The following is a 25521-nucleotide window of genomic DNA, read 5'->3' on the forward strand; positions in this document are numbered from 1 at the left end:
CGTCGACTAAAAACGTTTTCATGATTTCGTGTCTCGAAATGTGGGTGTCACGAACGTCGGCGATCCTGCGCGGCGGCGTGAATCGCGGCGTCAGCTTCGATCGCGCATTGGTAAGACGTTTTGTCGCCGAAGGCGTCTGACGACATCGGACGGTCGTGTTGCACCCGTAAAAATGTAAAGCTAGGGTTTTCACCGGGAAATGCCGGAAACACCCGCTGAGCAAGCGTTTGGGGCTGTCTTGTAACCGTTTGGTGAACCGCTGCGTTGCGTCGATCATACGATGACCGACTGCACATGTTGGGAAACAATCGGTAATCCGTCAGAATCGCGTCGGCATGTACTCGCACATGTGTCGGTCATAAAACCACACCAGAAAAGAAACATTCTTTGAGGACGGAGAATCAATGAAAAAGCGCGTCGCTTTCGCCATGACGGCAGTCGGTCTCGCAGCCGCTACCGCCGCCCACGCCCAGAGCAGCGTGACGCTGTACGGTATCGTCGACAACGCCATTGCTTGGCAGAACAACTCGTCGGGCACCGGCGCAACCTCGGGTGGTCACTCGAAGGTGCAGATGGCCACCGGCATTTGGGCGGGCAGCCGCTTCGGCCTGAAGGGCAGCGAAGACCTCGGCGGCGGCACGAAAGCGATTTTCCAGTTGGAAGCCGGCTTCAACGCGAATAACGGCACGTCGCAATGGTCGCAGGGCGGCGGTATCTTCACGCGTCAGGCATGGGTCGGTATGACGAACCCGACGTACGGTACGCTGACGGCCGGCCGCCAGTACACCGCGTACTACACGCTGCTGTCGCCGTACAGCCCGACGACCTGGCTGACCGGTTACTACGGCGCGCACCCGGGCGATATCGACTCGCTGGATACGAGCTACCGTGCGAACAACTCGATCGTCTACATGTCGCCGAAGTTCTATGGCTTCACGGTCGGTGGCTCGTACTCGCTCGGCGGCGTGGCGGGCAGCTTCAACCGCGGCTCGACGTGGAGCGCGGCGATCCAGTACCTGAACGGCCCGGCAGGCATCGCAGTTGGCTATCAGCGTGTCAACAACTCATCGCTCGGCGGCGGTGCGTGGGGCGCGAACTCGACCGTTCAGAACGGCCTGAACACAGCGGGCACCAACGGCGTCGAGCCCGCCGTGTCGTCGATCAACAACGGCTACCAGTTCGCCCAGTCGCAGCAGCGCGTGGCAGTGACGGCCGGCTATCAGTTCACGCCGGCATGGGACATCTCGGTGTCGTACTCGAACGTCCAGTACATCCCGGGCACGCTGTCGGGCTTTAAGAACACGGCGATCTTCAACACGGCAGGCGCCGTGCTGCACTGGAAGGCAGCGCCGCAGTGGGACTTCGCGGCAGGCTACTCGTACACGGCGGCAACGCAGTCGAACGGTGTCTCCAGCGCGGCCAAGTACCATCAGGTCACGGTGTCGCAGTACTACAGCCTGTCGAAGCGCACGGGCCTGTACGCAGTTGAGGCTTACCAGCACGCGAGCGGCAACACGATTACCCCGACGGGAGGCATCGTTGCGGCGACGACCTCGATCGGCGACGGTGTGGGCGCAGGTTCGAAGCAGAACCAGATCGCTGTCGGCGTCGGCCTGATCCACCGCTTCTGATGTCGCGCGGCGCGCGAGCGCCGCTCACGGCATGCGGGATGAAAAACCGGCCTTCGGGCCGGTTTTTTTCGTTTACGTCGCGAGCCGATGCGCGATCCGTCTCATCGGATCACTGATCGATCGGCGACTTCAGCGGCTGATGCTCGCCCGTCAACCCGAACACGACGAGTTGCGCGGGCTCGGTCGCGCTCGCGTTGCGCGATACCTGATGGCGCGAGCCGGGCGGCTCGTACCAGCCTTCGCCGGCCCGATAGCGGCGCAGCGGGCCGCCGTTCACCTGCGACAGCACTTCGCCTTTCGACACGACGGCGAACACCGAGCCGAGGTGCTTGTGCGGTTCGGACACCTGACCGGGCGCATAGTCGACCGTCGCGACGACCGCGAGCTTGCCGGGCGCCTCGGGCACGGCCTGCTGCATGATCGCGTGCACGTTGTCGCCGGCGTCGTGCGCGTGAGCGGCGGCCGGCAGCGCCGCGGCGAGCACGAGCCCGGCGCACAGCGCGACGCGATGGAGCGGTGAACGGATCATCGTCGGCTCCTTACTCGGGCATCTTGCGGAACGCGATCGCGAAGCGGTTCCACGAGTTGATCGTCGCGATCAGCATCGACAGGTCGAACAGTTCCTCGTCGGTGAAGTGCGGCTTCACGGCTTCCCATACGGCGTCGGGCACGTGGTTGCCGGCCACCAGCGTCAGCGCCTCGGTCCATTCCAGCGCCGCGCGTTCGCGCTCGGTGAAGAACGGCGTTTCGCGCCACGTGACGACGGTCGCGAGACGGCGGTCGGTTTCGCCGCCCTTGCGCGCGTCGGTCGTGTGCATGTCGACGCAGAACGCGCAGCCGTTGATCTGCGACGCGCGCAGGCGGACGAGCTCGGCGAGCGGCTTCTCGATCGAGCTTTTCGCGAGGAATTCCTCGGCGTTGCGCATCACCTTGATCGCATTCGGGCTGGCGGCATAGAAGTTCAGGCGCGGTTGCATGGCAGGTCCTCTTCGGTTGGGTGCGCCGGGGTGGCGCGACAGGACCCACTTTAAGCACCGCATTGGCCTGCTTGAATAGCCAATTCCGTGCAAATTCAGGTAACCAGTGGCGACCCGTCTACGATGCCGGCCTCCAGCAAGCCGGCCAGCTTCGCGAGCGCCGTGTCGATGCGCAGCGCGTCGATCCCGCCATAGCCGAACAGCAGCCCGGGGCGCGCCGGCACGCCCACGTGGAACGCGGAAATCCCGTACAGGCCGATGTCCTGCGCGCGCGCCGCGCGGACCAGCGCCGCTTCGTCGAGCCCCGGTTTCAGGTGCGCGGCGAGATGGATGCCGGCGGTCGGCACGATCGCGTCGAACCACGGCGCGAGTCCGCCGCGCAGGTGCGCGACCAGCATCTTGCGACGCGCGTCGTAGTGCTTCTGCACGCGCTTCAGGTGCCGCGCGAAATCGCCTTCGAGCATGAAGCGCGCGAGCGCCGCCTGCGTCAGCGTGCACGTGTGCCAGTCGACGATCTGCTTCGCCTTGGCCAGCGCGCCGCGCAGCGCGCGCGGCGGAATCGCGTAGCCGATCCGCAGCTCGGGGAAGATCGTCTTCGAGAACGTGCCGACGTACGCAACGAGGCCCGTGCGGTCCAGGCTCTTCAGCGATTCGACCGGCCGGCCCTCGAAGCGGAATTCGCCGTCGTAGTCGTCCTCGATGATCACCGCGCGGCGGCGCTGTGCCCATTCGAGCAGCGCGACGCGGCGATCGAGCGTCATCGGCATGCCGAGCGGGAACTGGTGCGACGGGGTCACGTAGACGAGCCGCGCGTCGTCCGGCAGCCGTTCCGTGACGAGGCCCTGCGCGTCGACCGGCACGCCGATCACCGTCGCGCCGAGCGACGCGAATGCGGCGCGCGCGGGCGGATAGCCGGGATCCTCGACCGCGACGACGTCGCCCGGCCGGACGACGACGCGCGCGAGCAGGTCGAGCGCCTGCTGCGCGCCTTGCGTGACGAGCACGTCGTCCCAACTGCAGGCGACCGCGCGGCTGAATCCGACGTAGCGCGCGATCGCGCCGCGCAACTGCGGATCGCCGGCCGGGTCGTGGTACTGGCCGGGCCCGCGTGCCTGTTGGCGCAGCGCGTGATGCAGGCAGCGCCGCCAGGCGTCGAATGGGAACAGTGTCTTGTCGGTTACGCCGCCGCGAAAGTCGAAGCCGGGGGAGTCCTGCGGCGCGGGCATCGCGAGTGCGTCGGGCAGGTCGTTCCACAGCGCGCGTGCATCGACCGCGTCGATGCGCGGCATGTCGTCGACGATCGACGGCGCCGACGTCGCCGCGGCATGCGGCACGCGCGCGAGGCCGCCGGCGACGAACGTGCCGTCGCCCGCGCGCGTCGTCAGGTAACCCTCGGCGACGAGACGCTCGAACGCGTCGAGCGTCGTCTTGCGCGACACGCCGAGCTGTTTCGCGAGATCGCGCGTCGACGGCAGCCGCGCGCCGCCTTCGAGACGCCCGTCGACGATCGCCGTGCGCAGTTGCCGGAAAATTTGCCCCGTCAGGTCGTGACGGCCTTCGATGCGGATCGCGATGTCCATCGCAGTGGTTACCTTGATTCCCGGGATTTCGCCTTGATCAGCATACCGGAAGTCGACCGGGCGGCGGCCGTTCGCGGCAGGCTGGCGCGGTCGCCATCGTCCGTCGGTGCCTTGCGATCCATGACGCGCTCACCACCGAGGGGGCCGTGCTGTCCGAAGGCGAACTGCTGCGGTGTTGTCGGGTTGTTCGGCCGGTGGGCGGTCGAGGGCGGGACGCCGTGCGTCACCCGGCCACACGTCGGTGCGAATCAACACATCGAGATTGCGCTGCGCGATCCGGCATTCAAAGCGACCTCGCCTTCGTCTCCGGCAGCAGCAGGACGGCGAGCAGCACCACGCCATAAGCTGCGCCGGAAAAGATCGCGATGGCCAGCGCGAGGCCGAGCGAATGGCTCAGCATCCCGACGAGGCTCGGGAACAGCGCGCCGATGCCGCGTCCGAAGTTGTAGGTGAAGCTTTGCGCATTGGCGCGGAAAGTCGATGGATACAGTTCCGTCAGGTACGCACCGACTCCGCTGAAGATGCCGCATGAGGAAAAGCCGAGCGGAAATCCGAGCCACAGCATCTGTGCATTCGAGAGCGGGACGGTCAGGTACGCGCACACCGACACGAGAGAGAGCGCGGAGAACAGCATGAAGTTGCGTCGGCGCCCCCACCAGTCGGAAAGATACGCGCCGACGACATAGCCGCAAAACGACCCGACGATGATCACGAACAGATAGGCGCCCGTATCGAGCACCGACAGGTGCCGCTCGATCTTGAGAAAAGCCGGCAGCCACGTCGACATCGCATAGAAGCCGCCCTGGATGCCGGTGCAGAGCAGCGCGGCCAGCACCGTGCGCCGTGCGTGCGCGCGCGAGAAGATCGCCCACACCGACGGCTGGCCTGCGCCTCGTTTGCGGGCGGCGTCCGCCTGCACGAACACCTCCGGTTCGGGCACGTGCTTGCGTACGTACAGGACGAGCAGGGCGGGCACGATACCCACCCAGAACAGGCTGCGCCACGCCAGCGACTCGGGAAGGACCGAAAACGCGATGCTGTAGAGGATCGCCGCGCCGCCCCAGCCGATGGCCCAGCCGCTCTGCACGAGGCCGACCGCCTTGCCGCGATGGGCGGGTGCGACGATTTCGCCGATCAGCACGGCGCCGACGGCCCATTCGCCGCCGAAGCCGAGCCCTTGCAGCGCGCGCAGCACGAAGATCTGCTCGAAGTTCTGCGCGAAACCGATTGCCAGCGTGCAGACGGAGAACCACAGGATCGTCCCCTGCAATACCTTGACCCGTCCGTATCGATCCGCGAGGATGCCCGCGATCCAGCCGCCCACGGACGAGAAAATCAGCGTCACGGTGCTCAACAGGCCGGCCTTGCCGCGATCGAGTCCCCACAGGTCGATCAGCGAAGCCAGCACGAAGCTGAACACCATGAAGTCGAACGCATCGGTCGCCCAGCCGGCGAACGCTGCCTTGAACGCGCGTTTGCCCGCGGAATCGAGTTCGGCGTACCACGACGCGCGCGGCGCGATTCGCAGTGTGGCTTCGTCGGCATCTCTCGTCGTCGTCATTGTTGTTGTTCGCGAAGTAGGAATGGCGCTATCGAAGCGCGGAAGGCCGTTTGCCGGTCGCGAGTGCGCGCCGCACGACGTCCGGCGTGGCCGGCGCTTCGCGGATGCGCACGCCGGTCGCGTGATGGATCGCGTTCAGGATGGCCGCGGCCGTCGGCACGAGTGCCGGCTCGCCGATGCCTTTCGCTCCGTACGGTCCGACGGCGGTCGGCGCCTCGATGAAGATCGACTGCACGTCGGGCATGTCGTGCACGGTCGGAATCACGTAGTCGTGCAGATTGTTGTATCGGCCGGGGTGATACTTCTCCATCAGCGCCATGCCGACGCCTTGCGCGACGGCGCCTTCGACCTGTCCTTCGAGCAGCGTCGGATTGACCATCCTGCCGACGTCGTGCGCGGCCACGACCTTGAGTACCCGCACGCGCCCGCTTTCGCAGTCCACCGCGACCTCCGCCATCTGCGCGCCGAACGCGTAGGTTGCATAAGGCGTGCCTTGCCCCGACGCATCGAGCGACGTGGTCGGCGGATCGAAGCGCTCCTCGGCCGCGATCACGTAGCCGTGCGCATCGACGGGCAGCGTTCGCAGATCGAGCGGATGGCCGTCGACGGCGATGCCGCGCGCATCGGACGAAATCCGCGCATCGGACGCCGCGCCGGCGAACGCGAGCAGCCGGTGGCGCAGCGCCGTGCCGGCAAGGAACGCCGCGCGACCGGTGATGAAGGTCTGTCGCGACGCCGACGTGCGCCCGCAATCCGGCGACAGCGCGGTATCCGGGCCGACGAATCGCAGCCGGTCGACCGGTACGCCCAGCGCGTCGGCCGCGATTTGCGGAATGACCGTGTTCGCGCCCTGGCCGGCATCCACCGCACCCTGGTGCAGCACGATCGTGCCGTCGCGCCGGATGCCGAAGCGGACGGTCGACGGGTTCGGCAATGCGGTGTTGCCGCAGCCGTAAAAGAACGCCGCGACGCCGACGCCATGGCGAATGTGGCCGGGCGACGCCGCATTCAGCGTCGCGATCCGCGCATGCGCGTCACGCCACGCGGGACGCAGCACATCGAGGCATGCGACGAGGCCGACGCTGTCGTCGAGCACTTGCCCGGTCGGCAGCGTATCGCCGGGGCGCAACGCGTTCAGCGCGCGGAACTCGAGCGGATCGATGTCGGCCGCGAACGCCAGCTCGTCGATCAGCTGTTCCTGCGACATCGTCGTCTGCGGCACGCCGAAGCCGCGGAAGGCGCCGGCCGGCGTCACGTGCGTATGAATCGCCCGCGTGTGCGCCGCGTAGTGCGGAATCACGTACGGGCCGCCCGCATGCACCGGTACGCGATTCGCGACGGCCGTCCCCCAGGACGCGAACGCGCCGGTGTTGTAGTCGCCTTCGAACGTCACCGCGCGCAGCCGGCCATCGGCATCGGCGGCCATGCTGGACGTCATGCGGCCGGGATGGCGCTTGGTCGACGTGGCCATCGATTCCTCGCGCGAGAACGCCATCGCGACGGGCCGGTCGAGATGCCAGGCCGCGATCGCGAGCAGCGGCTGGACCGTCATGTCGAGCTTGCCGCCGAAGCCGCCGCCGACCGCGGTCGCGACGACGCGCACCTGTTCCGGCGCAACGCCGAGAATGCGCGCGAGGTCGGCGCGATGCGGGTGCGGCGCCTGCGTCGACGAATGGATTTCGATCACGTTGCCCACGCGTCGCGCCCAGCCGGCCTCCGGCTCGAGGTACGCGTGCTCGACGAAACTGGACTGGAACGTTGCGCTGACGACGTGACGGGCATCCTGTATCGCGCGCTCCGGGTCGCCACGGCGCACGACGCCCTCGATCAGCACGTTGCCGGGGCGATCGGCGTGCAACTGCGGACTGTCGTCCAGCACGGCGTCGGCGATCGCGAGAACCGGCGTCAGCGGCGCCCACTGCACCGGAAAGCGGTCGAGGTCGAGCGCCGCGATCGAGGCGCGCTCGCCGACCACCAGCGCGACCGCCTCGAGATGGTGGCGTGTTTCGGTATCCGGAAGGACCGGCTGGTCCGCGTACGGCGTCGCGACGCCGTGCAGGTTCATGCCCGGCACATCGGCGTGGGTGAGAACGCGATGCACGCCCGGATGCGCGTCGACGAAGGCGGCGAGATCGCCGAACGCGAAACGTGCGCGGTGATGCGGGCAACGCACCGCGCGCACGAACAGGCTGTCGGCCGGGTAGTCGTCGGCGCCGAATCGCTGGCTGCCGTCGACTTTTTCGGGGCCGTCGAGACGCGTGAGCGGCACGCCGACGGACGGCCCTTCGGACGGCGCGGGCGTGCGGCACCGCGCGGCGGCGCCGCATCCGACCTCGGTCACCGCGTCGACGATCTTCTGATAGCCGGTGCAGCGACACAGCACGCCGTCGATCGCGGCCCGCGCACCGGCGCGGTCGCTTACCTCGCCGGCGTCGATGGCCGCCGCCGCCGCGGTGAGCATGCCGGGCGTGCAGAAACCGCATTGCACCGCCTGGTGGGCGAGAAATGCCTGCTGCAGGCGGCCGCCGCATCGCGTGCCGCCGGCAAGGCCTTCGACGGTGACGACACGACGCCCCGCGATCTGTCCGACCGGGATCAGGCACGCATAGCGTGCGTCGCCGTCGACGATCACCGTGCAGCTGCCGCAATCGCCCTGGCGGCAGCCTTCCTTGGTGCCGAACTGGCGCAGGTCCGCACGCAGATGGTCGACGAGGCGCTGCGAGCGGTCCGCCGGCAGGCGCCGCCGCGTGCCGTTGAGGTCGAACCAGTCCGGTTCCGGCGAAATCGCCGGGCCGTCGCCCGCGATGGTCTCGCGAACGTCGGCAAGCGGGTCAGGCCGGGGATGCGCCACGTGCGTTCTCCTCGATGCAGCATGTGAAAGCGCGCGTGATTGCCAGCCGCGCGAGATGAAGGCGATGCAGTGCGGTCGCCCGGCAGTCGTCGGCCGGAGACAGCTCGTCCAGCGGCGACGTTGCAAGCACGCCGGCCAGTTCGTCACGCCGTCGGCCCGTCAGTGCATTCTCGAGCACCTGCATCCGGCGCGCAACGGCGGAGGCGCCGCCGACGGCAACGGCGGCCGCCTCGATCGCCCCTGCGGCGCCCACGCGCAACTGCGCGGCGGCCGACACCACGGCGATCGCCGCGCCGTCGCGATTCGTGCACTTGATGAACGACGTACGCGCGTGCGCGCGGGGGCGCGCAAACAGCAGCGCCACCAGCAATTCGTCGGCGTCCAGCGCGGTCCGGTGGTTGCCCAGCAGGAATTCGGCCAGCGGCAAGCGGCGCATGCCGCGCACGCTGGCCAGTTCGACGCTCGCATCGAGCGCCAGCAGCGCGGGAATGCCGTCCGCGACGGCGGATGCATGGCACACGTTTCCGCCAATCGTGCCCTGGACGCGGATCTGCCGGGGGCCGATCGAAGCGGCTGCGTCCGTTAGCGCCACGGGGAGCCATGTCGTGCGGGCGATGGTGTCCCACGTGGCGGCCGCGCCGATACGGGCGACGCCGTCGTTCAGCTCGATGCCGCGCAGCGCGTCGACGCGGCTGATATCCAGCCATGCCGACCGTGCCGGCACGAGCCCGATATCGGCAAATGCGTCGGTGGCCCCGCACACGATGCGCGGCCGCGGCTGCGCCGCGAGCGCACCGAGCACTTCGTCGAGGGTATGGGCGCGAACGTAGTTCATCTCTGCATCGTCATGGTCACGAGGGGCGACATCGGTGCCGCTACACGCTCAATCGCCGATCGGCGGATCCTTGCGGACGACCCGCAGCACGCTGTCGATGACGAACGCCTCCCATCGGCGCACGGCCTCCGGCGCATTCAGTTCCTCGCCGAGGAACGCGGACAACGTATGGCGGTTCGACGTATAAAAATACGCTGCCGAAATGATCAGCAGGAAAACGTCGCGCGCGTTCAGTTCCGTGCGGAACAATCCCTGTTCGGCGCCGCTTTCGAGAATCCTGGCCACGTTCTGCACCGCATGCGACGAATATTCGCCCCGGCGCTCGAGCCTGGCCAAATGCTTGCCCTGGTGCAGGTTCTCGGTGTTGAGCAGCGTGATGAAATCGGGATTGCGCCAATAGTAGTCCAGCTTGAAGCGAATCACGGTCTTGAGCGCTTCCACGGGATTCGACGGATCGGGCGCCATCTTGAGCTCCGCCTCGTCCATCCGCCGATAGATGCCTTCCAGCACCGCGACGAACAGGCCCTCCTTGCTCCCGTAGTAGTAGTAGATCATCCGGTCATAGGACTTCGCCAGCCTGGAGATCCGCTCCACGCTGCCGCCTTCGTAGCCGTAGCGCGCGAAGACCTTGGTCGCCGCGCGCAGGATCTTGTCGCGGGTTTCCTGTGCCGCTGCCTCCCGGACACCGGTTCCGCGCACCGTCTTGGCTTTTGTTGCTTGAGTCATACCGCTCCTATGGCGACCGGCAACCTCGTCTTGCCGCCTGAAAGAAACCTGGAACAGCGGCATTCCTCGAACTTTCGTACAGGGAACGCTACATGAATTAAGGATTCTACGGAACTCTCGCCGGGTTCGCAACAAATCATAAATAGGTAATTGATTCAATGGGTTGAGGGTGCCGTGATCGACGTATCGGCCCGCATGGAGGAGGTGTGAACCCTATCTTCACATTTTTATTTTGAGAAACTGCTGCTACCATTCGTTTGTGGAGTACTCACTACATGAAATGTTGATTTCAGGTTGGCATAGGCCGATGCCGGCAAGCAGGAGATAGACCCATGAACAACGAACTCGACGATGCCTGCAGCACGCTCGCTGCGCGGACGCCATGGAAATCGCTCGCCGATCCGGGCGGCGCCGAAGCGGGCCCGGCCTTCGACGAACTCATGTCACGATCGCTGCTGTCGGTCGACATGCACGTGTTGCGCGACGTTTCGCGCGCGATGGCGCACGAGGCTTCGCCCGCGACGCGCGTCGCGACCCTGCTCGAGTCGGCGCTGCGGGGGGCGGGGGCAACGTGGGGCGTGATCGCGGTGCTGCGCGACGGCGGCTGGCAGGCAGCGGCCGTCGCGACGGCCGCGAACGGACCGCACACCGAGCGGCGGCCGGTCGACCGGCTGCCCGTGCCGATCATTGCCGCCGCCGTGCACTTGCGCAACGGCCTGGTGCTGCGCGATGCGTGCGCCGCCGACCATTGGCGAACGGACGACTATGTGCGCCGCCGCAAGCCGCGCTCGGTGATCTGCGTGCCGATACGGTGCAACGGTGAACTGATCGGCGCACTGTATCTCGAGCATGGCGACCTGCCGGGCATGTTCACGCCGGCGAAGGCCGCACTGGTCGAGATCATTGCGCCGCATGCAGGATGCGTGCTGGAGAACCTTCGGCTGCGCGACGAGCTGGGCGCGCAGCGCGCACGCCTGGCCGGCGTCGAAGCCGCGATGCGCGAAACGCAATCCGAAATGGACCGCACCAGTCGGCTGACCGCGTACGGAGAGCTTGCGGCCTCGATCGTGCACGAGGTCGCCCAGCCCGTCACGGCGATCGACACGTCCGCGCGTGCCGGGCTGAAATGGCTCGATCGCGGCGCGCCGAACATCGAAGCCGCTCGCGAGATGCTTGCGCACATCTGTGCGTGCACGGTGCGTGCGCGGACCATCATCGGTGCGCTGCGCGCCCGGGCACGGCGCGCGGCGCCCGTGCTCGCCGTGTTCGACCTTGCCGATGTGCTGCGCGAGGCGGCGGAGATACTCGAAAGCACGCTGGACGCGATGAAGGTGAACTTGCGTGTCGACGGATGTGCGTCCGCGATACCGATGCGCGGCGAACGCGTGCCGCTGCAGCAGGCCATCATCAGCCTGCTGATGAACGGCGCGGAATCGATGATTGGTACACCTGATGGACGGCGTGTCATCGTCCTGACATGCGAATCCGATCGGAACCTCGTGCGCATTCGGATCGACGACAACGGCGACGGCTTCGATCCGCAGCTGGCGGCGCGCCTGTTCGAACCGCTGTTCACCACCAAGCCGCACGGAATGGGCATGGGGCTGTCCATCTGCAAGTCCATCGTTGAATCACACCACGGTCAGCTGGATCTTGCGCCGCGCGAGCACGGTGGTACGCGCGCCACGGTGACACTGCCGGTTTCTTCCATGTGAGCGGATACGGGTGCGATGTGTCGGGGCGTGAATCGGTGCGGACCGGCGCACGTCGCGGGCAATGCAGACCGGATGCCTATACGAACGTATGCGGCGACTCATGCCGACGCGTCATGCGGCTAGCTGCAGATGCTATGGAGCACGCCGACGCGTCGCCTTATGCTCGCTTCACCGGTACACGATTCACGTTGACGACGGCTCGACCGACCCGTCAGCGAGTCGGAATCGCGACGCGGCGCGGACGTGATGCGTGCGCATCGTGACGACGCAGGTCGCCGGAACACATGTGCTTGTCGACCCGATACCAGACACCCAAGGAACCCATCATGAAACTCCGACACATCGTCGCCTCCGGCGGCCTCGCCGTCGCCCTGATCGCCGGCACGAACCTGCGCGCGTTCGCGGACGAACGACCCGATACGGCCGGCGCGGATGCCGCGCTCACGTCGACGCCGGCGGCCGGCACGTCGAAGAAGGCGGTCCGTGCGGCCAATCGCACGTTCTCGCGGTCGGTTCAGAAGGCACTGTCCCATACGAAGGGGCTTGAAGGGAAGCCGATCGTCGTGTTCGGCAACGCGTCGACCGGACGCGTGACGCTGACGGGCCAGGTGGAAAGCGAAGACCTGGATCGTCTGGCGGTCGACGCGGCGCGGAAAGTGCGCGGCGTCACGTCGGTGAACAGCCGGATCACGCTGCGCTCGGAAGGCGGCGCCTGAGCGACGGGCGGACGCACCGCAGGCGGATGGCCGCGCCGTGGCGCTCGCGTGCGTCCGCTTTCACACGACCGACACGACCGGATGGGAGAAACGATGATGGCGACACTGCCCGAAGCGGACATCATGATTCGCACGTTGATCAATGTCCTCGATCCTTCGCTGGAGCAACGCGATGTTTGCCGGCAAGCGCAGCGCACGCGATACAAGTCGCGCCGCTTCGGCCGGCGCCGGTGCGACGACGACGACACGCTCGCGCGTGAAGACTCGCTTTACGCGATCGAGGTGATCGAGTGCCTGTCGTCGTCGATGATCAGCGTGTCATGGAGCGACTCGCGTTCGGGACGGTATACCGAGCAGATCTGGTGCCGCAGCCGCGCACGCGAGCCGGCGGTCTGCGCGTTGACGGGAAGCGCGATCGCGCGGGGTGATCGCGTGTTCCGTCCGCGCTCGAGCGACGTTTGCCTGCCCGCCAACCGGCAACGCATGATTCTCGCGGCGACCATTCAGTCGCGCGCCGGCGTATCGGTGCCCGACGCGATCGAGCCGGACGCGTGATGCGGGCGGTGCGAGCGGCGGCGCTAGGCGGACGGGACCGTCACGACGATCAGCGCCGCACCGCGAAGGCGCTCGGCGAGATCGAAGTGAACCGGGCGCACGCGCCACCAGCGCGCGAACCCGCTGCTGGCGCGATGTCCGACGACGACCATGTCCGGACGGGTGGTCAGCGCGTGGGCGGCGACGGCGTCGGCCGCGCGTCCGAATCGCACGAAACCGCGCGCGTCGATGCCGTCGTCCGCGAGTGTGACGATCGCGCGCTGAAGTGCGTCGCGCGCGAATTCCTCGAGGCGATGATGGGCGAGATCGGTGAGCAGGCCGCCTGTCTGCGCGTTCGCGGTCACGGGATCCACGACGGTCACGACGTCGACCGCGGCGGACAGCGCGTGCGAGAGCGCCGCACATCGCGCGAGCGCGGCCTGTGCCTCGTCGGTTTCGTCATAGACGAGTAGCATTCTGGAAAGTGCTGACATATTTCGTGTCGAGTAGTAGGCGCCCGGTCGCATCCCCCGCGGCGGATGCGATTGCCTACACTGAACACGCCACGCACGTCGTTTATTCCGTCGCCGTTCGTGCATTGCCGCGACGCGCCGCGAGCGATGCGCCCCCGCGTCGATTGACCTGCCCGCGGCAACGGGCATCAGCCGCCGGTCACGGAACCCGTGAAGTTGTGTCGCGACGTGCGCGCCGCGTCGCCGCCGAGCGCGATGCGGATCGCCTTGCGCGCACGCGATATCCGGCTCATGACGGTGCCGATGGGGATGTCGAGCGTGTACGCGGCTTCCCGGTAGCTCAGCCCGTCGACGCTGACGAGCAGCAACGCGATGCGCTGCGGTTCGGGCAACCGTTCGACGACGTCGACGATCTGGCGGACGGCCACGGTGGTCTCCGGCGCTGCGCGCGGATCGGCGACCGTTTCCAGCAGCGCGTCGCTGCACGCGAGCAGCAGGCGGTCGCGACGATTGCGTCGCCGCAGCTCGTTGAGCCAGATCGAATGAACGATCGAGAAGACCCAGCTGACCGGCGCCGTATCGGACCGCAATTGATGAGCCCGCTCGAGCGCGCGAATGCATGCGCGCTGCACGAGCTCGTCCGCGTCGTGTCGATTCCCGGTCACACGCAGCGCGAACGACCGCAGACGCGGCAGCATGTCGGGAAGCATCGTTGAAAATTCGATTGGCTTCATTGGCAGACGGGCGTGCCCCCTGCATGGGACGAAATGCAGTGACGGCCCGGGCGCTGGCGAGGACGCCGGAGGTGTCCCGCCCGTGCCGGGCCCGATACGAGGGCTGCCGTTCAATGCCCGGAATAGAGTTTCCTCAGCGCGTCGAGCTCGCCGTTCTGTCGCGCCGCCACCAGCTCCTGACGGACTTCCGAGCGGGTCTTCGCCATCGGTGCGAGCGGCGCCCACTGGCTGGCGGCCGGCACGTCGGAATGTCCGGCGACCGTTTCCGCCGGGGACGCCGCGTAGGCCGATGCAGTCAGCGCGAGCGCGGCGAATGCGAGCGTGATTTTCGAAGTGTTCATGCTGGGCTCCTGAAGAAGGATGGATCGGAACGTATTTGCGTCACCTGATGGCGTCGGGAGCCTGCCTGCGCCCGCGGCGTCGTGTTCGTATCAGGTTCCGCCGTGTGTGTATTGAACGCCGGGGAGGTATCTCGCATGTGTCCGGCGCGCGGTGTTTTGCAATGTCATGTATCCGCCTCGAAGCCCGATACATTCGGATACCGACGCGTGCGTCGGCGCGGTCGATGTGCAACGCCGTTTCCGCGCGGACGCCGGTGCACGACCGGCGGTCATGCGCTGTGACGAGGGCGCGCAAGCCGACGAACGGCCGAGCGCGATGCGCACGCGGTTGCATCGGTGAATTGCGACTGGAATAATCGGAGCGTTCGCGTGTTTTCATTGATGCCGGCAGAGTGGGCGATCGTTGGGGCATCGTCCGCATGCGTCGCGGCAACGTGCCCGGCCGCACGATGCGAACGGGGCATCCCGCTTCGAGCGGCGGCCGCACCGCGTGCATCGAGATGCCTTCGCGCCGCCACGCGGCCATCCCAGCAAATTCATCAGCGAATATTTCAATGCCCGAGATCAGAATGCCGAACGTGGCGACTTCATCCGACGATCGGAGCGGCCGTGTCGTCTACGTCGTCGACGACGACGAATTCGTGCGTGCTGCGCTCGTCAGCCTGTTGCGCTCGATCGATCTGGCGGTATGCGCGTTTGCGTCGACCGAAGCGTTTCTCGCGGCGCCGAAGGGGGCGGGGCCGTCTTGCCTCGTGCTCGACGTGCGATTGCGCGGGCAGAGCGGGATCGCGTTCCAGAAGTCGCTGGTCGAGAATGGCGGCCCGCAAATGCCGATCATCTTCATGACCGGGCACGGCGACATCGCGATGACGGTGAAGGCGATGAAGGCCGGCGCGATGGATTTCCTGACGAAGCCGTTTCATGATCAGGAAATGATCGATGCGGTGGTCGCGGCGCTCGATCGCGACGCGCAGCGGCTGGAGGCCAGCCAGTCGCTGCGCGATCTGCGCGAATGCTGGGAATCGTTGACGCCGCGGGAGCGGGAGGTGCTGCAACACGTCGCGACGGGCCTGATGAACAAGCAGGTCGCCGGCAACATGGGCATCGCCGAGATCACGGCCAAGATCCATCGCGGCCAGGCGATGCGAAAGATGAAGTGCCGTTCCGTCGCGGAACTGGTGCGCAAGATGACCGCGCTCGGCATTGAATTACCGTCGCGGTAGCGGCGGCGGCGCCGTCGGGAGCAAGCCGACCCATACGTAGATATGGTGGCGGCTCGGCGGCGTGACGGTATGCTGGCGACTTGTGTAGCAGTATGTGGGGCGAGCCTGCTCGTTCCCCTGGCCATAAGCGCGGATGCCTCTTTCACTCTCAGTCACCGATCTCGTAGCGATTGTCGACGACGATCCGTTCGTGCGCGCCGCCGTGAGAAGCTTCGTGCGCGCGCTGGGCGGCGACGCGTGCGAGTTCGCGTCGGCGCCGGCATTCCTCGTGTCCGACCGGGTGGCGCGCACGCGCTGCCTGATCTGCGACATCCAGATGCCCGGGATGGACGGCATCGACGTGCTGTCGCGGATCGAAGCCGCCGGCGCGCGCATTCCGACCATATTCGTCACGGCGTTCGCCACCGTCCGCCAGCGCGAGCGCGTGCGCGCGAGCACCGCGCTGTGTCTCCTCGAAAAACCGATCGATGCGCGAGAACTCGAAGGGTGGCTCGCCCGCGCGCTCCGGCGCGGCTGAGCGCCTGGCGGTTGCGGTTGCCGCGGCGGCAACCTAAACCTTCGTAGGGGGTGAATGGCCGCTCGTTTGATGGTGCACGCCCCCATGCGCGTGTTTTCATCTGTCCTGTACCGTCCGCCGCGACGGCGACAGGAGAACGAAGATGGAGCACATTCCTACCTTATCGTCAGCGACTGTGTTTGAATCGCGGGCCACGCGCAGCCTGCGCGGCGTCGCCCGCGCAGTGTTCCCGCATCCGCGCGAACTCGTCGTGTGGTCGGTGCGCCTCCTGCTCCTCGCCGGCGTGCCACTGGTCGCGGCCGGCATGTACGACGCACGCGCGACGTTCGCGACCGCATTGCGCCCGGTGGCAAGCGAGGGTCTGCTGATCGCCGCGGCCGTGGCGATCCTGTTCGCGCTGGTCGCGACCGCGCTGTGGTCGTGGCTACGGATGCTCAGGCTGGATGCGATCGTGCGCGAGCTTGCCGACGCCATCGACAAGCAAGGTATCGAGGCGCTTCCCGATACGTGGGCCGAACGCGGCGCGCCATCGATCGCGACACTCGCACGCGCGATCAACGGCGCGCACCGTCAGCATGCGGAACGCATGACGGAATTGCTGCACGTGCTGGCCGCCTATGCGCACGACCTGCGCACGCCGCTCACGCGAATGATGCTGCGCAGCGGGATGATGGATGACGGTGCGCTGCGCGACGCGATCGAGCGCGATCTTGCCGAGATGAGCGAACTGGTCGACGCGAGCCTGGCGTGCGCCCGACTTCAATGCAGCGTGCCGGAGCCGCCGCGCCGTGTCGACGCGGACGAAATGCTCGGTGTGCTGGTCGACAGCTATCGCGACGCGGGCCTGACCGTCGATCTCGACGGACGGGTCGGGCATCCTCTCGTGACGTTCCCGCACGCGCTGCGCCGCGTGCTCGTCAACCTGATCGACAATGCGTTGCGTTACGGGGACGACGTCCGCCTGTGTGTGCGCGTCGACGCGCGGCACGTGATGTTGACCGTGCTGGATTCGGGGCCGGGTATCGTGCCGGCGGAGCTCGAGGCGGTGTTCAAACCCTGGTATCGCGCGCCGCAGACGGCAGCGCGCGCGCCGGGATCGGGGCTGGGACTGGCGATCGCCCGCCGGCTCACGCGGGCGATGCAGGGGGACCTGCAACTGAACAATCGCAGCACCGGCGGCCTCGAGGCGACGGTGATACTGCCGCTCGCGCCTGCATGAACGCATCGCTGGGGGGCGTCCGTTTCCCCGATACATTTCGATACGCCGGCGACACACGCCGGATACATGGCGGGCGTCCAATCGGGAAGGCAGGCGCGGCATTCCTGGACTGCGACGGTCGACTGAAGGACCGGCGGGCCGAGCGGCTCGTCGGTGAGGTCGGCGCATCGCTGTTCAGGACCGCGGCGCGCTTGTCCCAGGGCGTGAACCCACCCGGGCCGCCGACCCCAGATCCGGCCGGAATTTCGAAACGACAGGAGGCACGATGGCCGATCCCCACACGATGTCTGCGCGCGGCGCATCGTTCGTGCTGCTGGGCGCGCTGTTGACGGCATGCGGATACGGCGCGACGTTCCTGTTGTCGATGCATTTTCGTTCGGCGGGCGGAGGCGACGTCGATACCGGCGTCGCGCTGGTCGAAGCCATGGTCGGCGCGTTGATCGGCGTGCCGCTGGTCGCGTGGCTTGCCCATTCGATCGGCACCGCACGTACCGCTGCGCTGGCCGCGCTCGTCGTCGGCGCGGGCGTCGTGGGTTTTGCGCTGATCGACCGCGCCGGCTCACTGAGCGTCGTGCCCGGATTGCTGGTCGGCGTCGGCTGGGGCGCGTTCTACCTCGCGGCGCCGATGATGCTTGCCGAGCGCACCACGGATACCGAACGCGAGCGCTGGTTCCTGCGGTTCGGGTCGTTTCAGATGGCGGGCGTCGGCGGCGGCCCGGCCGTCGCGTCGCTCGCGATACGCAACTGGCACTGGACGACGGGGACGGTGTTCTGCACCGTCGGCGGATTGTGCGCGATGGCCGCCGTCATGCTGGAATGCTTCGGCCGGCTGTCGCCGGCGTCGCTGCCCGCCGCGCGGCCGGTGCGGCAACGATGGGGCCGGGAGATGATGGCGATTGCCCGCACGCACGCGATCTATCCGATCGCCATCATCGCGCTCGGCTCGAGCGTCTTCTCGGGCCTGATGACGTTCCAGATGTCGATGGCGCAGGAAACCGGCGTGAAGGCCGGAACGTTCTTCGGGCTGTATTCGGCCACGGTGGTCGTCATCCGCTGGCTGCTCAGCGCGCTCGTGATCCGGATGCGCGTCGATGCGACCACGCAGATCCTGCTCGGCTTCATGATCCTGAGCGTCGCGGTGACGTTCGCCGTGCCGCACCATGCGCTCCTTCATTCGGCCAGCGCCGTGCTGCTCGGTACGGGCTACGGCCTCATCTATCCGATCGTCCAGGCGCAGGCCGTCAACAGCGCCGCTGCGCGGCATCGGCGCGCGGTGCTCACGTGGTTCGTCGCATCGTACTTCGTCGGCGTGTTCGGATTCCCGGCGCTCGGCAGCCTGGTGCTGGTCACCCTGGGCAGGACGATGCTGCTGACGCTCATCGCCGCATGCGGGCTGGCGGCGTTGCTGCTGTCCGTCGTCGAGCACCGCAAGCGGGTGTCGCTCGCGGTGTTCTGAAATCGGCGCAACCGGCGCGGCGCCGCGCCGGCCTTCAGCCGGCGGTGTCCTCGAGAATCGTGCGGACTTCGCCGAGCAGTCCCGGGATGGCGCGATGGCTCGTATGCGCGAGCCGCAGGACGCCGTCGATCGTGCAGGCGCCGATGACCTGATCGTCGGCGAATCCTGATGTCACGAACGGACCCCACAGCGCGTCGAGCGATACGCCGTCGTACGCGGCTGCGATGGGTTGATCGCCGAGGTTCGACAGCAGGACGTCGAAGGCCAGCACGTTCGACAGGAAGCCCGCCGCGTGCTCGACGCTCGGTCGGGCCGCCATCGCGGTATCCAGCGCCTTCAGCTCCGCCGCGACGCTCGCACGCGTTTGCGACGGCGCGAGGTCCTGCTTGATCGTGCGGGCGGCTGCCCACAAGTCGACCCCGCGCGGGTGATCGTCGATCGTGACGGTCTGGGTGATGTACACGCCGTTCGCGACGCCCGCTTCGCTGGCGAGCGCGCGTACGTCGATCGGCGTGACGGTTCTCAACGCGCGCGCGGCCCAGTCGCTCGACAGGCGCCGGCCCGCTTCATGAACGGCTGCGGCAATCGCGCCATGCACGGTCGTGCGCGCTTGCCGGGCGCGCGCGGCGAGGCGGCGCGTGGCTTCGGCTGAAAGCGCGACGGCGTCGATGTGCGGCAGCGCCGCCGTGTCCGGACGGAACGCCTTCGGCTCCGGTGCCGGAAGCGGCGCGGGCAGGGTGGCCGCGTCGTTCAGGTCGGCCTCGAGCAGCGTCTCGAGCGACTGCACGAGCGGCAGCGGCGTCACGGGCTCGCCCGTCAGCGTGCGCAGCAGTTCGTCGATCAGATACGCGGCGCCCATGCCGTCGAGGACGGCGTGATGCGCGACCAGAATCAGCGTCGACGTCGATTCGCGCTGCAACAGCGTTGCGCGCACCAGCGGCGCTGTCGCCCAGTCGAAGCGCGTCGCGATTTCGCGGGCCGTTTCGGTCTGCCACGACGTCGCGTGGTGCTCGATCACGCGTAACGGCACCTCGGCGCCGGGTACCGAATGGAACGCCGAATTGTGCTGCGCGTCGGCGGCGATACGGGTCGACAGCAGCGGATGCCTGCGCTGGAGCGCCTGAAAGGCGGCGTGCCATGCACCCGGCGCAAACCGCCGGTCGATTTCCGCGACCATCGCGAAATGCGTCGGCCGATTCCGGTCCAGCAACCAGAACAGATGTTCCGTGCTGCCAAGTGCCCGCACGCGTGTTTGCGCGGTCGCCGGACGATCGTCGAGTTCCTGCTGCTGGTTCTGCACCGTTTCACTCCCGAAGGGTTGTCTGCCTCAACAGAACACCGGAGGACGCAGGGCTATTCCCGCTTCGTTTCGGCAATGGCTGTGGCCGGCGTGGCGGATTCGTTTCTCAATGTGTACGCATCGCGAATGGATACATGACGTTGCAATAGCCCGGCGTCGGGACACATGACCGATACGTGGCCGCGCTCTAATGCATCCCGACGACGGAATACGTTCTCCATTCATTCACCCCCATCCAGCACGGTACCGATCATGAGCCAGCAAACCAAAGTTCTGTACACCGGCAAGACTCGCACCACCGGCGGGCGCGACGGCGCTGCCCGCAGTGCCGACGGCCGCCTTGACGTGAAGCTCTCCGGGCCCGGCTCGGCCGCGCCCGGCACGAATCCCGAGCAATTGCTGGCCGCGGGCTGGTCGGCATGCTTCATCGGTGCGATGGGGCTGGCCGCGCAACGGCTGAAGGTTGCGCTGCCGCGCGATACGCACGTCGATGCGGAAATCGATCTCGCCATGGCCGACGGCGCGTACCTCCTGCAGGCCCGGCTGAACGTCGGCGTGCCGGGCGTCGACGCGGACGTCGCGCAGGCGCTCGTCGATGCCGCGCACCAGACGTGCCCGTATTCGAAGGCGACACGCGGCAACGTCGACGTGGTCGTCACGGTGATCTGACGCGCATCGCGCGCCACGCCGCCGACGTACGGCCGGCGCCCCGTGATCCGGCCTGTCGGGCGACACGCGACCGCGGATGGAATATCTGCGCCGTCCAGCTGTTTACGTGGGCTGTAGGGGTGTTGCCCGTTCAATTTCGCCTAAACCCATGGATACACATCAGATACGGCCGTTTGTCCGCGTCGGCCGGCTTGCACGTTGCGGAGATCGACGTCGATGACCGCGGCTGAACTGTCCGCCATGCTGCCCGCGATGCTTCCGCGCCTCTGGACGTTCGCGCTGCGCCTCTCCGGCGATCGGCACGACGCGGAGGATCTCGTGCAGTGCGCGTGCGTGCGTGCACTCGAACGCGCGCATCAGTTGCGGCCCGGAACGGCACCGCTCAGCTGGATGTTCTCGATCGTGCAGTCCACCTGGCTCAACGAGCTTCGCGCGCGCAGCGTGCGCCGGCGCTCGGGCATGGACTGGGACGACGACCTGCTCGAAACCATCTCCGATCCCGCCGCACCGACACTGGAGCAGCAGGCGCTGGATGCGCAGATCGTCAGGGCCGTGCAGCAGCTGCCCGAAGCGCAGCGCGCGGTGATGTTGCTGGTCAGCGTGGAAGGACTCAGTTATAGCGAAGCGGCGGACGTGCTCGGCGTGCCCATCGGTACGATCATGAGCCGGCTGTCGCGTGCTCGCCAGGCGATCGGTGCGCTGTTCGCCGATCGACACGAACGACCCGTGAAAAGCGCGGCGAACAGTGAGGATCAGGGGGCTTGAAAATGGACGACGTCCTGCTCATGGCATACGTGGACGGAGCGCTCACGTCGCACCAGCGCGAGGAAGTCGACCGGGCGATCCGAACGTCGGCCGAGATCGCGACGCGGGTGGCCTTGCTCGAAGCATCGGTGTTGCCCTATCAGCGTGCGTTTCAGCGTCACCCCTGGCTGCCGGTGCCGCAGAGTCTGATCCGGACGGTCGCCGACATCGCGCACGCGCATGCGCCGCCGTCGGCGCTGCCGGTCGGCGGCGGCGATCGTCGGCAGATATCGGGGCCGTCGCAGCCCGGTGTACGCAGGCGGCAGTTCACGCCGGTTCGCTCGCGGGTTCGCATGATGGCGCCGTGGCTCGCGGTCGCATTCGTCGCCGGCGCGTTCTGCAGCGCCGCCGTACTGCGCTTCGCGCCGCCACCCGCAACGGTGGCCGCGCAGGCGCGGATGTCGCCGTGGATCATGGCGGCCGTCAATTATCAGCGGCTCTATACGCGCGACACCGTGGCGTCCGATTCGGCGAACGTCGCGGCCGCCGCGCAGACGATCGACACGATTCGCCGGGACGACGGACGGGGGATACGGATTCCGGACCTGCGCTCGGCCGGGCTGACGTTCAAGCGCATCCAGCGCCTGAGCTTCAATCGCAAACCGCTGGTGCAGATCGTCTATCTGCCCGCCCAAGGCGCGCCCGTCGCGCTGTGCGTGATGAAGGACGAGCGGCCCGATACCGTGCCCGACCGTCAGCAGGTCGGCAACATGGACGTCGTGACGTGGCGGCGCTCGGGAATCGCGTATGCGCTGATCGCCGCTCCCGGCGATGCGGACCTCGGCGCGCTCGGCGACCGGATCCTCGATAGCGAACGATCGTGAGGGCAAGCGGCGACGCCGTCGAAACGATCCGGCAAAACAGCGTCGTGCCGCAGCGGTCCTGCTCGACGTGCGTGGTACAGCCGGCTGTCGACGTAACCCGGTACAAAGCGATACAAACCGGACAAACGCCGGATACGTTGTCCATTTCCAATCTGTCCGTGGACGGCCTGACGGATGGCCGCCTGTACGACGCGCGTTCCCCGCACCGACGGCGGACCGCGCGGCCCATGAACTGAAATCACATACCGTTGGGGGAACCAGGACATGTCAGAGCATTCGATTCCGCGCGAAATTGCCCATGCGAACGGCGCGCCGGTCAGCAACAACGTCAACATCCAGACGGCCGGTGCGCGCGGTCCGGCGTTGCTGCAGGACGTCTGGCTGATCGAAAAGCTCGCGCACTTCGATCGCGAGGTGATCCCGGAGCGCCGCATGCATGCGAAGGGCGCCGGCGCATACGGGACCTTCACCGTGACGCACGACATTTCGCGGTACACGAAGGCGAAGCTCTTTTCCGAAATCGGCAAGCAGACCCCGATGTTCGTGCGCTTCTCGACGGTCGCCGGCGAGCGCGGCGCGGCCGATGCGGAGCGTGACATCCGCGGCTTCGCGCTGAAGTTCTATACCGAGGAAGGGAACTGGGATCTGGTCGGCAACAATACGCCGGTGTTCTTCTTTCGCGATCCATTGCGCTTTCCCGATCTCAATCATGCCGTCAAGCGAGACCCGCGCACCGGCATGCGCAGCGCGGAAAACAACTGGGATTTCTGGTCGCTGCTGCCCGAGGCGCTGCACCAGGTGACGATCGTCATGAGCGAGCGCGGCATTCCGCGATCGTTCCGGCACATGCACGGCTTCGGCAGCCATACGTACAGCATGATCAATGCGGAGAACGAGCGGACCTGGGTGAAGTTCCATTACCGCTCGCAGCAGGGCATCGAGAACCTGACCGACGCGCAGGCGCAAGCGCTGATCGCCCGGGACCGCGAAACCCATCAGCGCGACCTGTTCGACAGCATCGAGGCCGGCAATTTTCCGCGCTGGACGTTGTACATCCAGGTGATGACCGACGCGCAGGCGAAAGCGTTTCGGTTCAACCCGTTCGATCTCACGAAGGTATGGCCGAAGGCCGAGTTTCCGCTGATCGAAGTCGGCGAATTCGAGCTCAACCGCAATCCCGACAATTTCTTCGCCGAGACGGAGCAGGCCGCGTTTTCGCCGGCGAACGTCGTGCCGGGCATCGGTTACTCGCCGGACCGGATGTTGCAGGCACGCCTGTTTTCCTACGGCGATGCGCAGCGATATCGGCTCGGCGTCAACTTCGCGCAGATCCCGGTGAACGCGCCGAAGTGCCCGTTCCACAGTTATCACCGCGATGGTGCGATGCGCACCGACGGCAATCTCGGCGCGGCGCCGTCGTACTGGCCCAACAGCAAGGGCGCGTGGTCGGACCGGCCGCAGCTCGACGAACCGCCGCTCGAGTTGAACGGCGCGGCCGCGCATTGGGATCATCGCGTCGACGATGATCATTATCAGCAGCCGGGCGACCTGTTCCGGCTGATGGATGCGCGGCAACGCCAGTGCCTGTTCGATACCACCGCACGGCAGCTTGCCGGCGTGTCGGCGGATATCCGGCAGCGCCACATCGACAACTGCTCGCGGGCCGACCCGGCCTATGGCGCGGGGATCACCGCGGCGCTCGCGCGACTGGCCGGCGAACGCGAATAGCGGCTGGTATCGGCGACGCGCGACGGCCGCCGCCGGCCGCGCGGCATCGCGGCCGGCGGGCCGGTTCGACGCCCGACGTCACGTCGCCGGCGGCGCGGCCGCAGGCTGGCCGGCGCCGCTCGACGCGCCGTGACGGTCGGCGCGGCACACGCGAACGCCGTCCGTCACGAACGCGCCGCCGTCTTCGCTTCCAGCATCTTCACGAGCAGATGGAGCGTCCGATTGACCGGCGTGTCGATGCCTGCCGCGCGCCCGCGCCGAACGACCGCGCCGTTCAGGTGATCGATCTCGCCGGGTCTGCCGCGCGCCAGATCCTGCGCCGTCGACGAATACTGGCCGGGCGGAATCGTCGCTTCGATTTGCTCGACGATCGCGGCCGGCCGGTCGGCGAAATGGACGCCTTCGGCCGCCGCGACGGCGATGCACTCGGCGACGGCGGCACGCATCGTTTCGCGCAACGCATCGCGATGCGACATCTCGCCCAGGGGCAACTGCACGATGGCGGAAATCGCGTTGTACGCGCAATTGAGGATGAACTTGTGCCAGAGGGCCGCGCGCACGTCGTCGGCGATCCGGGTCGGAATGGCCGCTGCCCGCAGCACCTGCGCCAGCCGTTCGCTGGACGGCGACGCTTCGATCGCGAGATCGCCGCGGCCATGATGCAGCAGATGCCCCGGGCCCGCCATCTCGCTCGCGACATAGACGGCCGCGCAAATGACCGGGCCGGCGATCTCCGCGCGCAGCACGGCTGCGTTGTCGACGCCATTCTGCAGACTGACCACGATCGCTTGCGGCGCCAGCACGCGGCTCAACGTGCGCGCGGCTTGCGCGGTATCGCCGGACTTCACGCACACGAACACCACGTCGGCCGATGCCGCGGCGTCGATATCGGTCGACGCGTCGGCCGGCACGCGCCTGTCGAACGTGTGCGTCTGGACGCGCAGACCCTGGTCGCGAATCGCGTCGACGTGCAACGGACGACCAATGAAAACCACATCGTGGCCGTGCAGCGCCAGCATGCCGCCGAAGTAGCAGCCGACCGCGCCGGCGCCCAGAACCGCAAAACGCATGATTGCTCCAAGGAGAAGGCGTGAACGTGTCACGCAT

The 25521-nt window shown here is 67.3% G+C and carries 24 protein-coding genes; 12 read left to right on the forward strand and 12 right to left on the reverse strand.

What is annotated here, in order from left to right:
• Positions 1 to 404: 404 nt before the first annotated feature.
• Entirely contained in the window at positions 405 to 1631 is a 1227-nt protein-coding gene (locus CFB81_RS21085; protein ID WP_089436390.1) for a porin, read from the forward strand.
• A gap of 109 nt (positions 1632 to 1740) precedes the next feature.
• On the opposite strand, the gene CFB81_RS21090 is transcribed toward CFB81_RS21085, so the two are convergent.
• The 7 genes from CFB81_RS21090 to CFB81_RS21120 all read right to left on the reverse strand — a co-directional run bounded on the left by CFB81_RS21090 (position 1741) and on the right by CFB81_RS21120 (position 10161).
• Complete coding sequence (locus CFB81_RS21090; RefSeq protein WP_089436391.1) at positions 1741 to 2160, reverse strand: cupin domain-containing protein; 420 nt, start codon at positions 2158 to 2160, stop codon at positions 1741 to 1743.
• A 10-nt stretch (positions 2161 to 2170) separates the two neighbouring features.
• Positions 2171 to 2608 carry a carboxymuconolactone decarboxylase family protein gene (locus tag CFB81_RS21095; RefSeq protein ID WP_027805767.1) on the reverse strand — a complete coding sequence of 146 codons (438 nt, stop codon included), beginning with the start codon at positions 2606 to 2608 and terminating at the stop codon, positions 2171 to 2173.
• A 95-nt stretch (positions 2609 to 2703) separates the two neighbouring features.
• On the reverse strand, positions 2704 to 4188 hold the full coding sequence (locus CFB81_RS21100; protein WP_089436392.1) for a PLP-dependent aminotransferase family protein: 1485 nt from the start codon (positions 4186 to 4188) through the stop codon (positions 2704 to 2706).
• Between the two features lie 283 nt (positions 4189 to 4471).
• Positions 4472 to 5749, reverse strand: coding sequence for an MFS transporter (locus tag CFB81_RS21105; protein ID WP_089436393.1), 1278 nt, complete (start codon positions 5747 to 5749; stop codon positions 4472 to 4474).
• Between the two features lie 28 nt (positions 5750 to 5777).
• Positions 5778 to 8600: a molybdopterin cofactor-binding domain-containing protein gene (locus tag CFB81_RS21110; RefSeq protein ID WP_089436394.1), complete on the reverse strand. Its 2823-nt coding sequence runs from the start codon at positions 8598 to 8600 to the stop codon at positions 5778 to 5780.
• Entirely contained in the window at positions 8581 to 9435 is an 855-nt protein-coding gene (locus CFB81_RS21115) for a xanthine dehydrogenase family protein subunit M (RefSeq protein WP_089436395.1), read from the reverse strand. Before CFB81_RS21115 ends, CFB81_RS21110 begins: the two co-directional genes overlap by 20 nt.
• Before the next feature lie 48 nt (positions 9436 to 9483).
• Positions 9484 to 10161 carry a TetR family transcriptional regulator gene (locus CFB81_RS21120; protein ID WP_069616448.1) on the reverse strand — a complete coding sequence of 226 codons (678 nt, stop codon included), beginning with the start codon at positions 10159 to 10161 and terminating at the stop codon, positions 9484 to 9486.
• 467 nt (positions 10162 to 10628) lie between these two features.
• Here CFB81_RS21120 and CFB81_RS21125 point away from each other — a divergent pair, with 467 nt between their 5' ends.
• The 3 genes from CFB81_RS21125 to CFB81_RS21135 all read left to right on the forward strand — a co-directional run bounded on the left by CFB81_RS21125 (position 10629) and on the right by CFB81_RS21135 (position 13147).
• Positions 10629 to 11876, forward strand: a complete 1248-nt coding sequence (locus CFB81_RS21125; protein ID WP_249190214.1) for a sensor histidine kinase — start codon at positions 10629 to 10631, stop codon at positions 11874 to 11876.
• 326 nt (positions 11877 to 12202) lie between these two features.
• Positions 12203 to 12592, forward strand: a complete 390-nt coding sequence (locus CFB81_RS21130) for a BON domain-containing protein (RefSeq protein WP_089436397.1) — start codon at positions 12203 to 12205, stop codon at positions 12590 to 12592.
• A 96-nt stretch (positions 12593 to 12688) separates the two neighbouring features.
• Positions 12689 to 13147, forward strand: a complete 459-nt coding sequence (locus tag CFB81_RS21135) for a DUF3331 domain-containing protein (protein ID WP_089437094.1) — start codon at positions 12689 to 12691, stop codon at positions 13145 to 13147.
• A gap of 23 nt (positions 13148 to 13170) precedes the next feature.
• Here the strand turns inward: CFB81_RS21135 and CFB81_RS21140 are convergent, their stop codons facing one another.
• The 3 genes from CFB81_RS21140 to CFB81_RS21150 form a co-directional block, all read right to left on the reverse strand.
• A complete protein-coding gene (locus tag CFB81_RS21140; protein ID WP_089436398.1) occupies positions 13171 to 13602 on the reverse strand; it encodes a universal stress protein in 432 nt (143 codons plus the stop codon).
• Positions 13603 to 13787: 185 nt separating this feature from the next.
• The gene (locus tag CFB81_RS21145; RefSeq protein ID WP_089436399.1) at positions 13788 to 14333 is read right to left on the reverse strand and encodes an RNA polymerase sigma factor; all 546 of its coding nucleotides are present in this window, start codon (positions 14331 to 14333) and stop codon (positions 13788 to 13790) included.
• Positions 14334 to 14443: 110 nt separating this feature from the next.
• A complete protein-coding gene (locus CFB81_RS21150) occupies positions 14444 to 14674 on the reverse strand; it encodes a DUF4148 domain-containing protein (RefSeq protein ID WP_089436400.1) in 231 nt (76 codons plus the stop codon).
• 554 nt (positions 14675 to 15228) lie between these two features.
• Here CFB81_RS21150 and CFB81_RS21155 point away from each other — a divergent pair.
• The 4 genes from CFB81_RS21155 (at position 15229) to CFB81_RS21170 (ending at position 19089) form a co-directional block, all read left to right on the forward strand.
• A complete protein-coding gene (locus CFB81_RS21155; protein WP_069616455.1) occupies positions 15229 to 15897 on the forward strand; it encodes a response regulator transcription factor in 669 nt (222 codons plus the stop codon).
• 133 nt (positions 15898 to 16030) lie between these two features.
• On the forward strand, positions 16031 to 16414 hold the full coding sequence (locus CFB81_RS21160; RefSeq protein ID WP_089436402.1) for a response regulator transcription factor: 384 nt from the start codon (positions 16031 to 16033) through the stop codon (positions 16412 to 16414).
• 142 nt (positions 16415 to 16556) lie between these two features.
• Positions 16557 to 17633, forward strand: coding sequence for a HAMP domain-containing sensor histidine kinase (locus tag CFB81_RS21165; RefSeq protein ID WP_089436403.1), 1077 nt, complete (start codon positions 16557 to 16559; stop codon positions 17631 to 17633).
• A gap of 265 nt (positions 17634 to 17898) precedes the next feature.
• The gene (locus CFB81_RS21170; RefSeq protein WP_089436404.1) at positions 17899 to 19089 is read left to right on the forward strand and encodes an MFS transporter; all 1191 of its coding nucleotides are present in this window, start codon (positions 17899 to 17901) and stop codon (positions 19087 to 19089) included.
• Between the two features lie 34 nt (positions 19090 to 19123).
• On the opposite strand, the gene CFB81_RS21175 is transcribed toward CFB81_RS21170, so the two are convergent.
• Positions 19124 to 20389 carry a condensation domain-containing protein gene (locus CFB81_RS21175; protein WP_089436405.1) on the reverse strand — a complete coding sequence of 422 codons (1266 nt, stop codon included), beginning with the start codon at positions 20387 to 20389 and terminating at the stop codon, positions 19124 to 19126.
• A 252-nt stretch (positions 20390 to 20641) separates the two neighbouring features.
• On the opposite strand from CFB81_RS21175, the gene CFB81_RS21180 reads away from it, so the two are divergent.
• The 4 genes from CFB81_RS21180 (at position 20642) to CFB81_RS21195 (ending at position 24414) form a co-directional block, all read left to right on the forward strand.
• The gene (locus tag CFB81_RS21180; protein ID WP_089436406.1) at positions 20642 to 21058 is read left to right on the forward strand and encodes an organic hydroperoxide resistance protein; all 417 of its coding nucleotides are present in this window, start codon (positions 20642 to 20644) and stop codon (positions 21056 to 21058) included.
• 216 nt (positions 21059 to 21274) lie between these two features.
• Complete coding sequence (locus CFB81_RS21185) at positions 21275 to 21823, forward strand: RNA polymerase sigma factor (RefSeq protein WP_069616461.1); 549 nt, start codon at positions 21275 to 21277, stop codon at positions 21821 to 21823.
• A 20-nt stretch (positions 21824 to 21843) separates the two neighbouring features.
• Positions 21844 to 22686: an anti-sigma factor gene (locus CFB81_RS21190; RefSeq protein ID WP_256976290.1), complete on the forward strand. Its 843-nt coding sequence runs from the start codon at positions 21844 to 21846 to the stop codon at positions 22684 to 22686.
• Between the two features lie 264 nt (positions 22687 to 22950).
• A complete protein-coding gene (locus CFB81_RS21195; protein ID WP_069616463.1) occupies positions 22951 to 24414 on the forward strand; it encodes a catalase in 1464 nt (487 codons plus the stop codon).
• A 164-nt stretch (positions 24415 to 24578) separates the two neighbouring features.
• Here CFB81_RS21195 and CFB81_RS21205 read toward each other — a convergent pair whose 3' ends face one another.
• Entirely contained in the window at positions 24579 to 25484 is a 906-nt protein-coding gene (locus CFB81_RS21205; RefSeq protein WP_089436408.1) for a ketopantoate reductase family protein, read from the reverse strand.
• Positions 25485 to 25521: the final 37 nt, after the last annotated feature.

This window comes from Burkholderia sp. AU28863, assembly GCF_002223195.1.
Classification (GTDB): Bacteria; Pseudomonadota; Gammaproteobacteria; order Burkholderiales; family Burkholderiaceae; genus Burkholderia; species Burkholderia sola.

Excerpts from the sequence above, each read along its gene's own strand:
- CFB81_RS21150 (WP_089436400.1), bottom strand. The coding sequence starts at position 14,674 with ATGAACACTTCGAAAATCACGCTCGCATTCGCCGCGCTCGCGCTGACT.
- CFB81_RS21120 (WP_069616448.1), bottom strand. The coding sequence starts at position 10,161 with ATGACTCAAGCAACAAAAGCCAAGACGGTGCGCGGAACCGGTGTCCGG.
- CFB81_RS21185 (WP_069616461.1), top strand. The coding sequence starts at position 21,275 with ATGACCGCGGCTGAACTGTCCGCCATGCTGCCCGCGATGCTTCCGCGC.
- CFB81_RS21095 (WP_027805767.1), bottom strand. The coding sequence starts at position 2,608 with ATGCAACCGCGCCTGAACTTCTATGCCGCCAGCCCGAATGCGATCAAG.
- CFB81_RS21180 (WP_089436406.1), top strand. The coding sequence starts at position 20,642 with ATGAGCCAGCAAACCAAAGTTCTGTACACCGGCAAGACTCGCACCACC.
- CFB81_RS21165 (WP_089436403.1), top strand. The coding sequence starts at position 16,557 with ATGGAGCACATTCCTACCTTATCGTCAGCGACTGTGTTTGAATCGCGG.
- CFB81_RS21125 (WP_249190214.1), top strand. The coding sequence starts at position 10,629 with ATGCACGTGTTGCGCGACGTTTCGCGCGCGATGGCGCACGAGGCTTCG.
- CFB81_RS21135 (WP_089437094.1), top strand. The coding sequence starts at position 12,689 with ATGGCGACACTGCCCGAAGCGGACATCATGATTCGCACGTTGATCAAT.
- CFB81_RS21140 (WP_089436398.1), bottom strand. The coding sequence starts at position 13,602 with ATGCTACTCGTCTATGACGAAACCGACGAGGCACAGGCCGCGCTCGCG.
- CFB81_RS21130 (WP_089436397.1), top strand. The coding sequence starts at position 12,203 with ATGAAACTCCGACACATCGTCGCCTCCGGCGGCCTCGCCGTCGCCCTG.
- CFB81_RS21155 (WP_069616455.1), top strand. The coding sequence starts at position 15,229 with ATGCCCGAGATCAGAATGCCGAACGTGGCGACTTCATCCGACGATCGG.
- CFB81_RS21145 (WP_089436399.1), bottom strand. The coding sequence starts at position 14,333 with ATGAAGCCAATCGAATTTTCAACGATGCTTCCCGACATGCTGCCGCGT.
- CFB81_RS21115 (WP_089436395.1), bottom strand. The coding sequence starts at position 9,435 with ATGAACTACGTTCGCGCCCATACCCTCGACGAAGTGCTCGGTGCGCTC.
- CFB81_RS21090 (WP_089436391.1), bottom strand. The coding sequence starts at position 2,160 with ATGATCCGTTCACCGCTCCATCGCGTCGCGCTGTGCGCCGGGCTCGTG.
- CFB81_RS21105 (WP_089436393.1), bottom strand. The coding sequence starts at position 5,749 with ATGACGACGACGAGAGATGCCGACGAAGCCACACTGCGAATCGCGCCG.
- CFB81_RS21170 (WP_089436404.1), top strand. The coding sequence starts at position 17,899 with ATGGCCGATCCCCACACGATGTCTGCGCGCGGCGCATCGTTCGTGCTG.
- CFB81_RS21085 (WP_089436390.1), top strand. The coding sequence starts at position 405 with ATGAAAAAGCGCGTCGCTTTCGCCATGACGGCAGTCGGTCTCGCAGCC.
- CFB81_RS21205 (WP_089436408.1), bottom strand. The coding sequence starts at position 25,484 with ATGCGTTTTGCGGTTCTGGGCGCCGGCGCGGTCGGCTGCTACTTCGGC.
- CFB81_RS21100 (WP_089436392.1), bottom strand. The coding sequence starts at position 4,188 with ATGGACATCGCGATCCGCATCGAAGGCCGTCACGACCTGACGGGGCAA.
- CFB81_RS21190 (WP_256976290.1), top strand. The coding sequence starts at position 21,844 with ATGGCATACGTGGACGGAGCGCTCACGTCGCACCAGCGCGAGGAAGTC.
- CFB81_RS21160 (WP_089436402.1), top strand. The coding sequence starts at position 16,031 with ATGCCTCTTTCACTCTCAGTCACCGATCTCGTAGCGATTGTCGACGAC.
- CFB81_RS21195 (WP_069616463.1), top strand. The coding sequence starts at position 22,951 with ATGTCAGAGCATTCGATTCCGCGCGAAATTGCCCATGCGAACGGCGCG.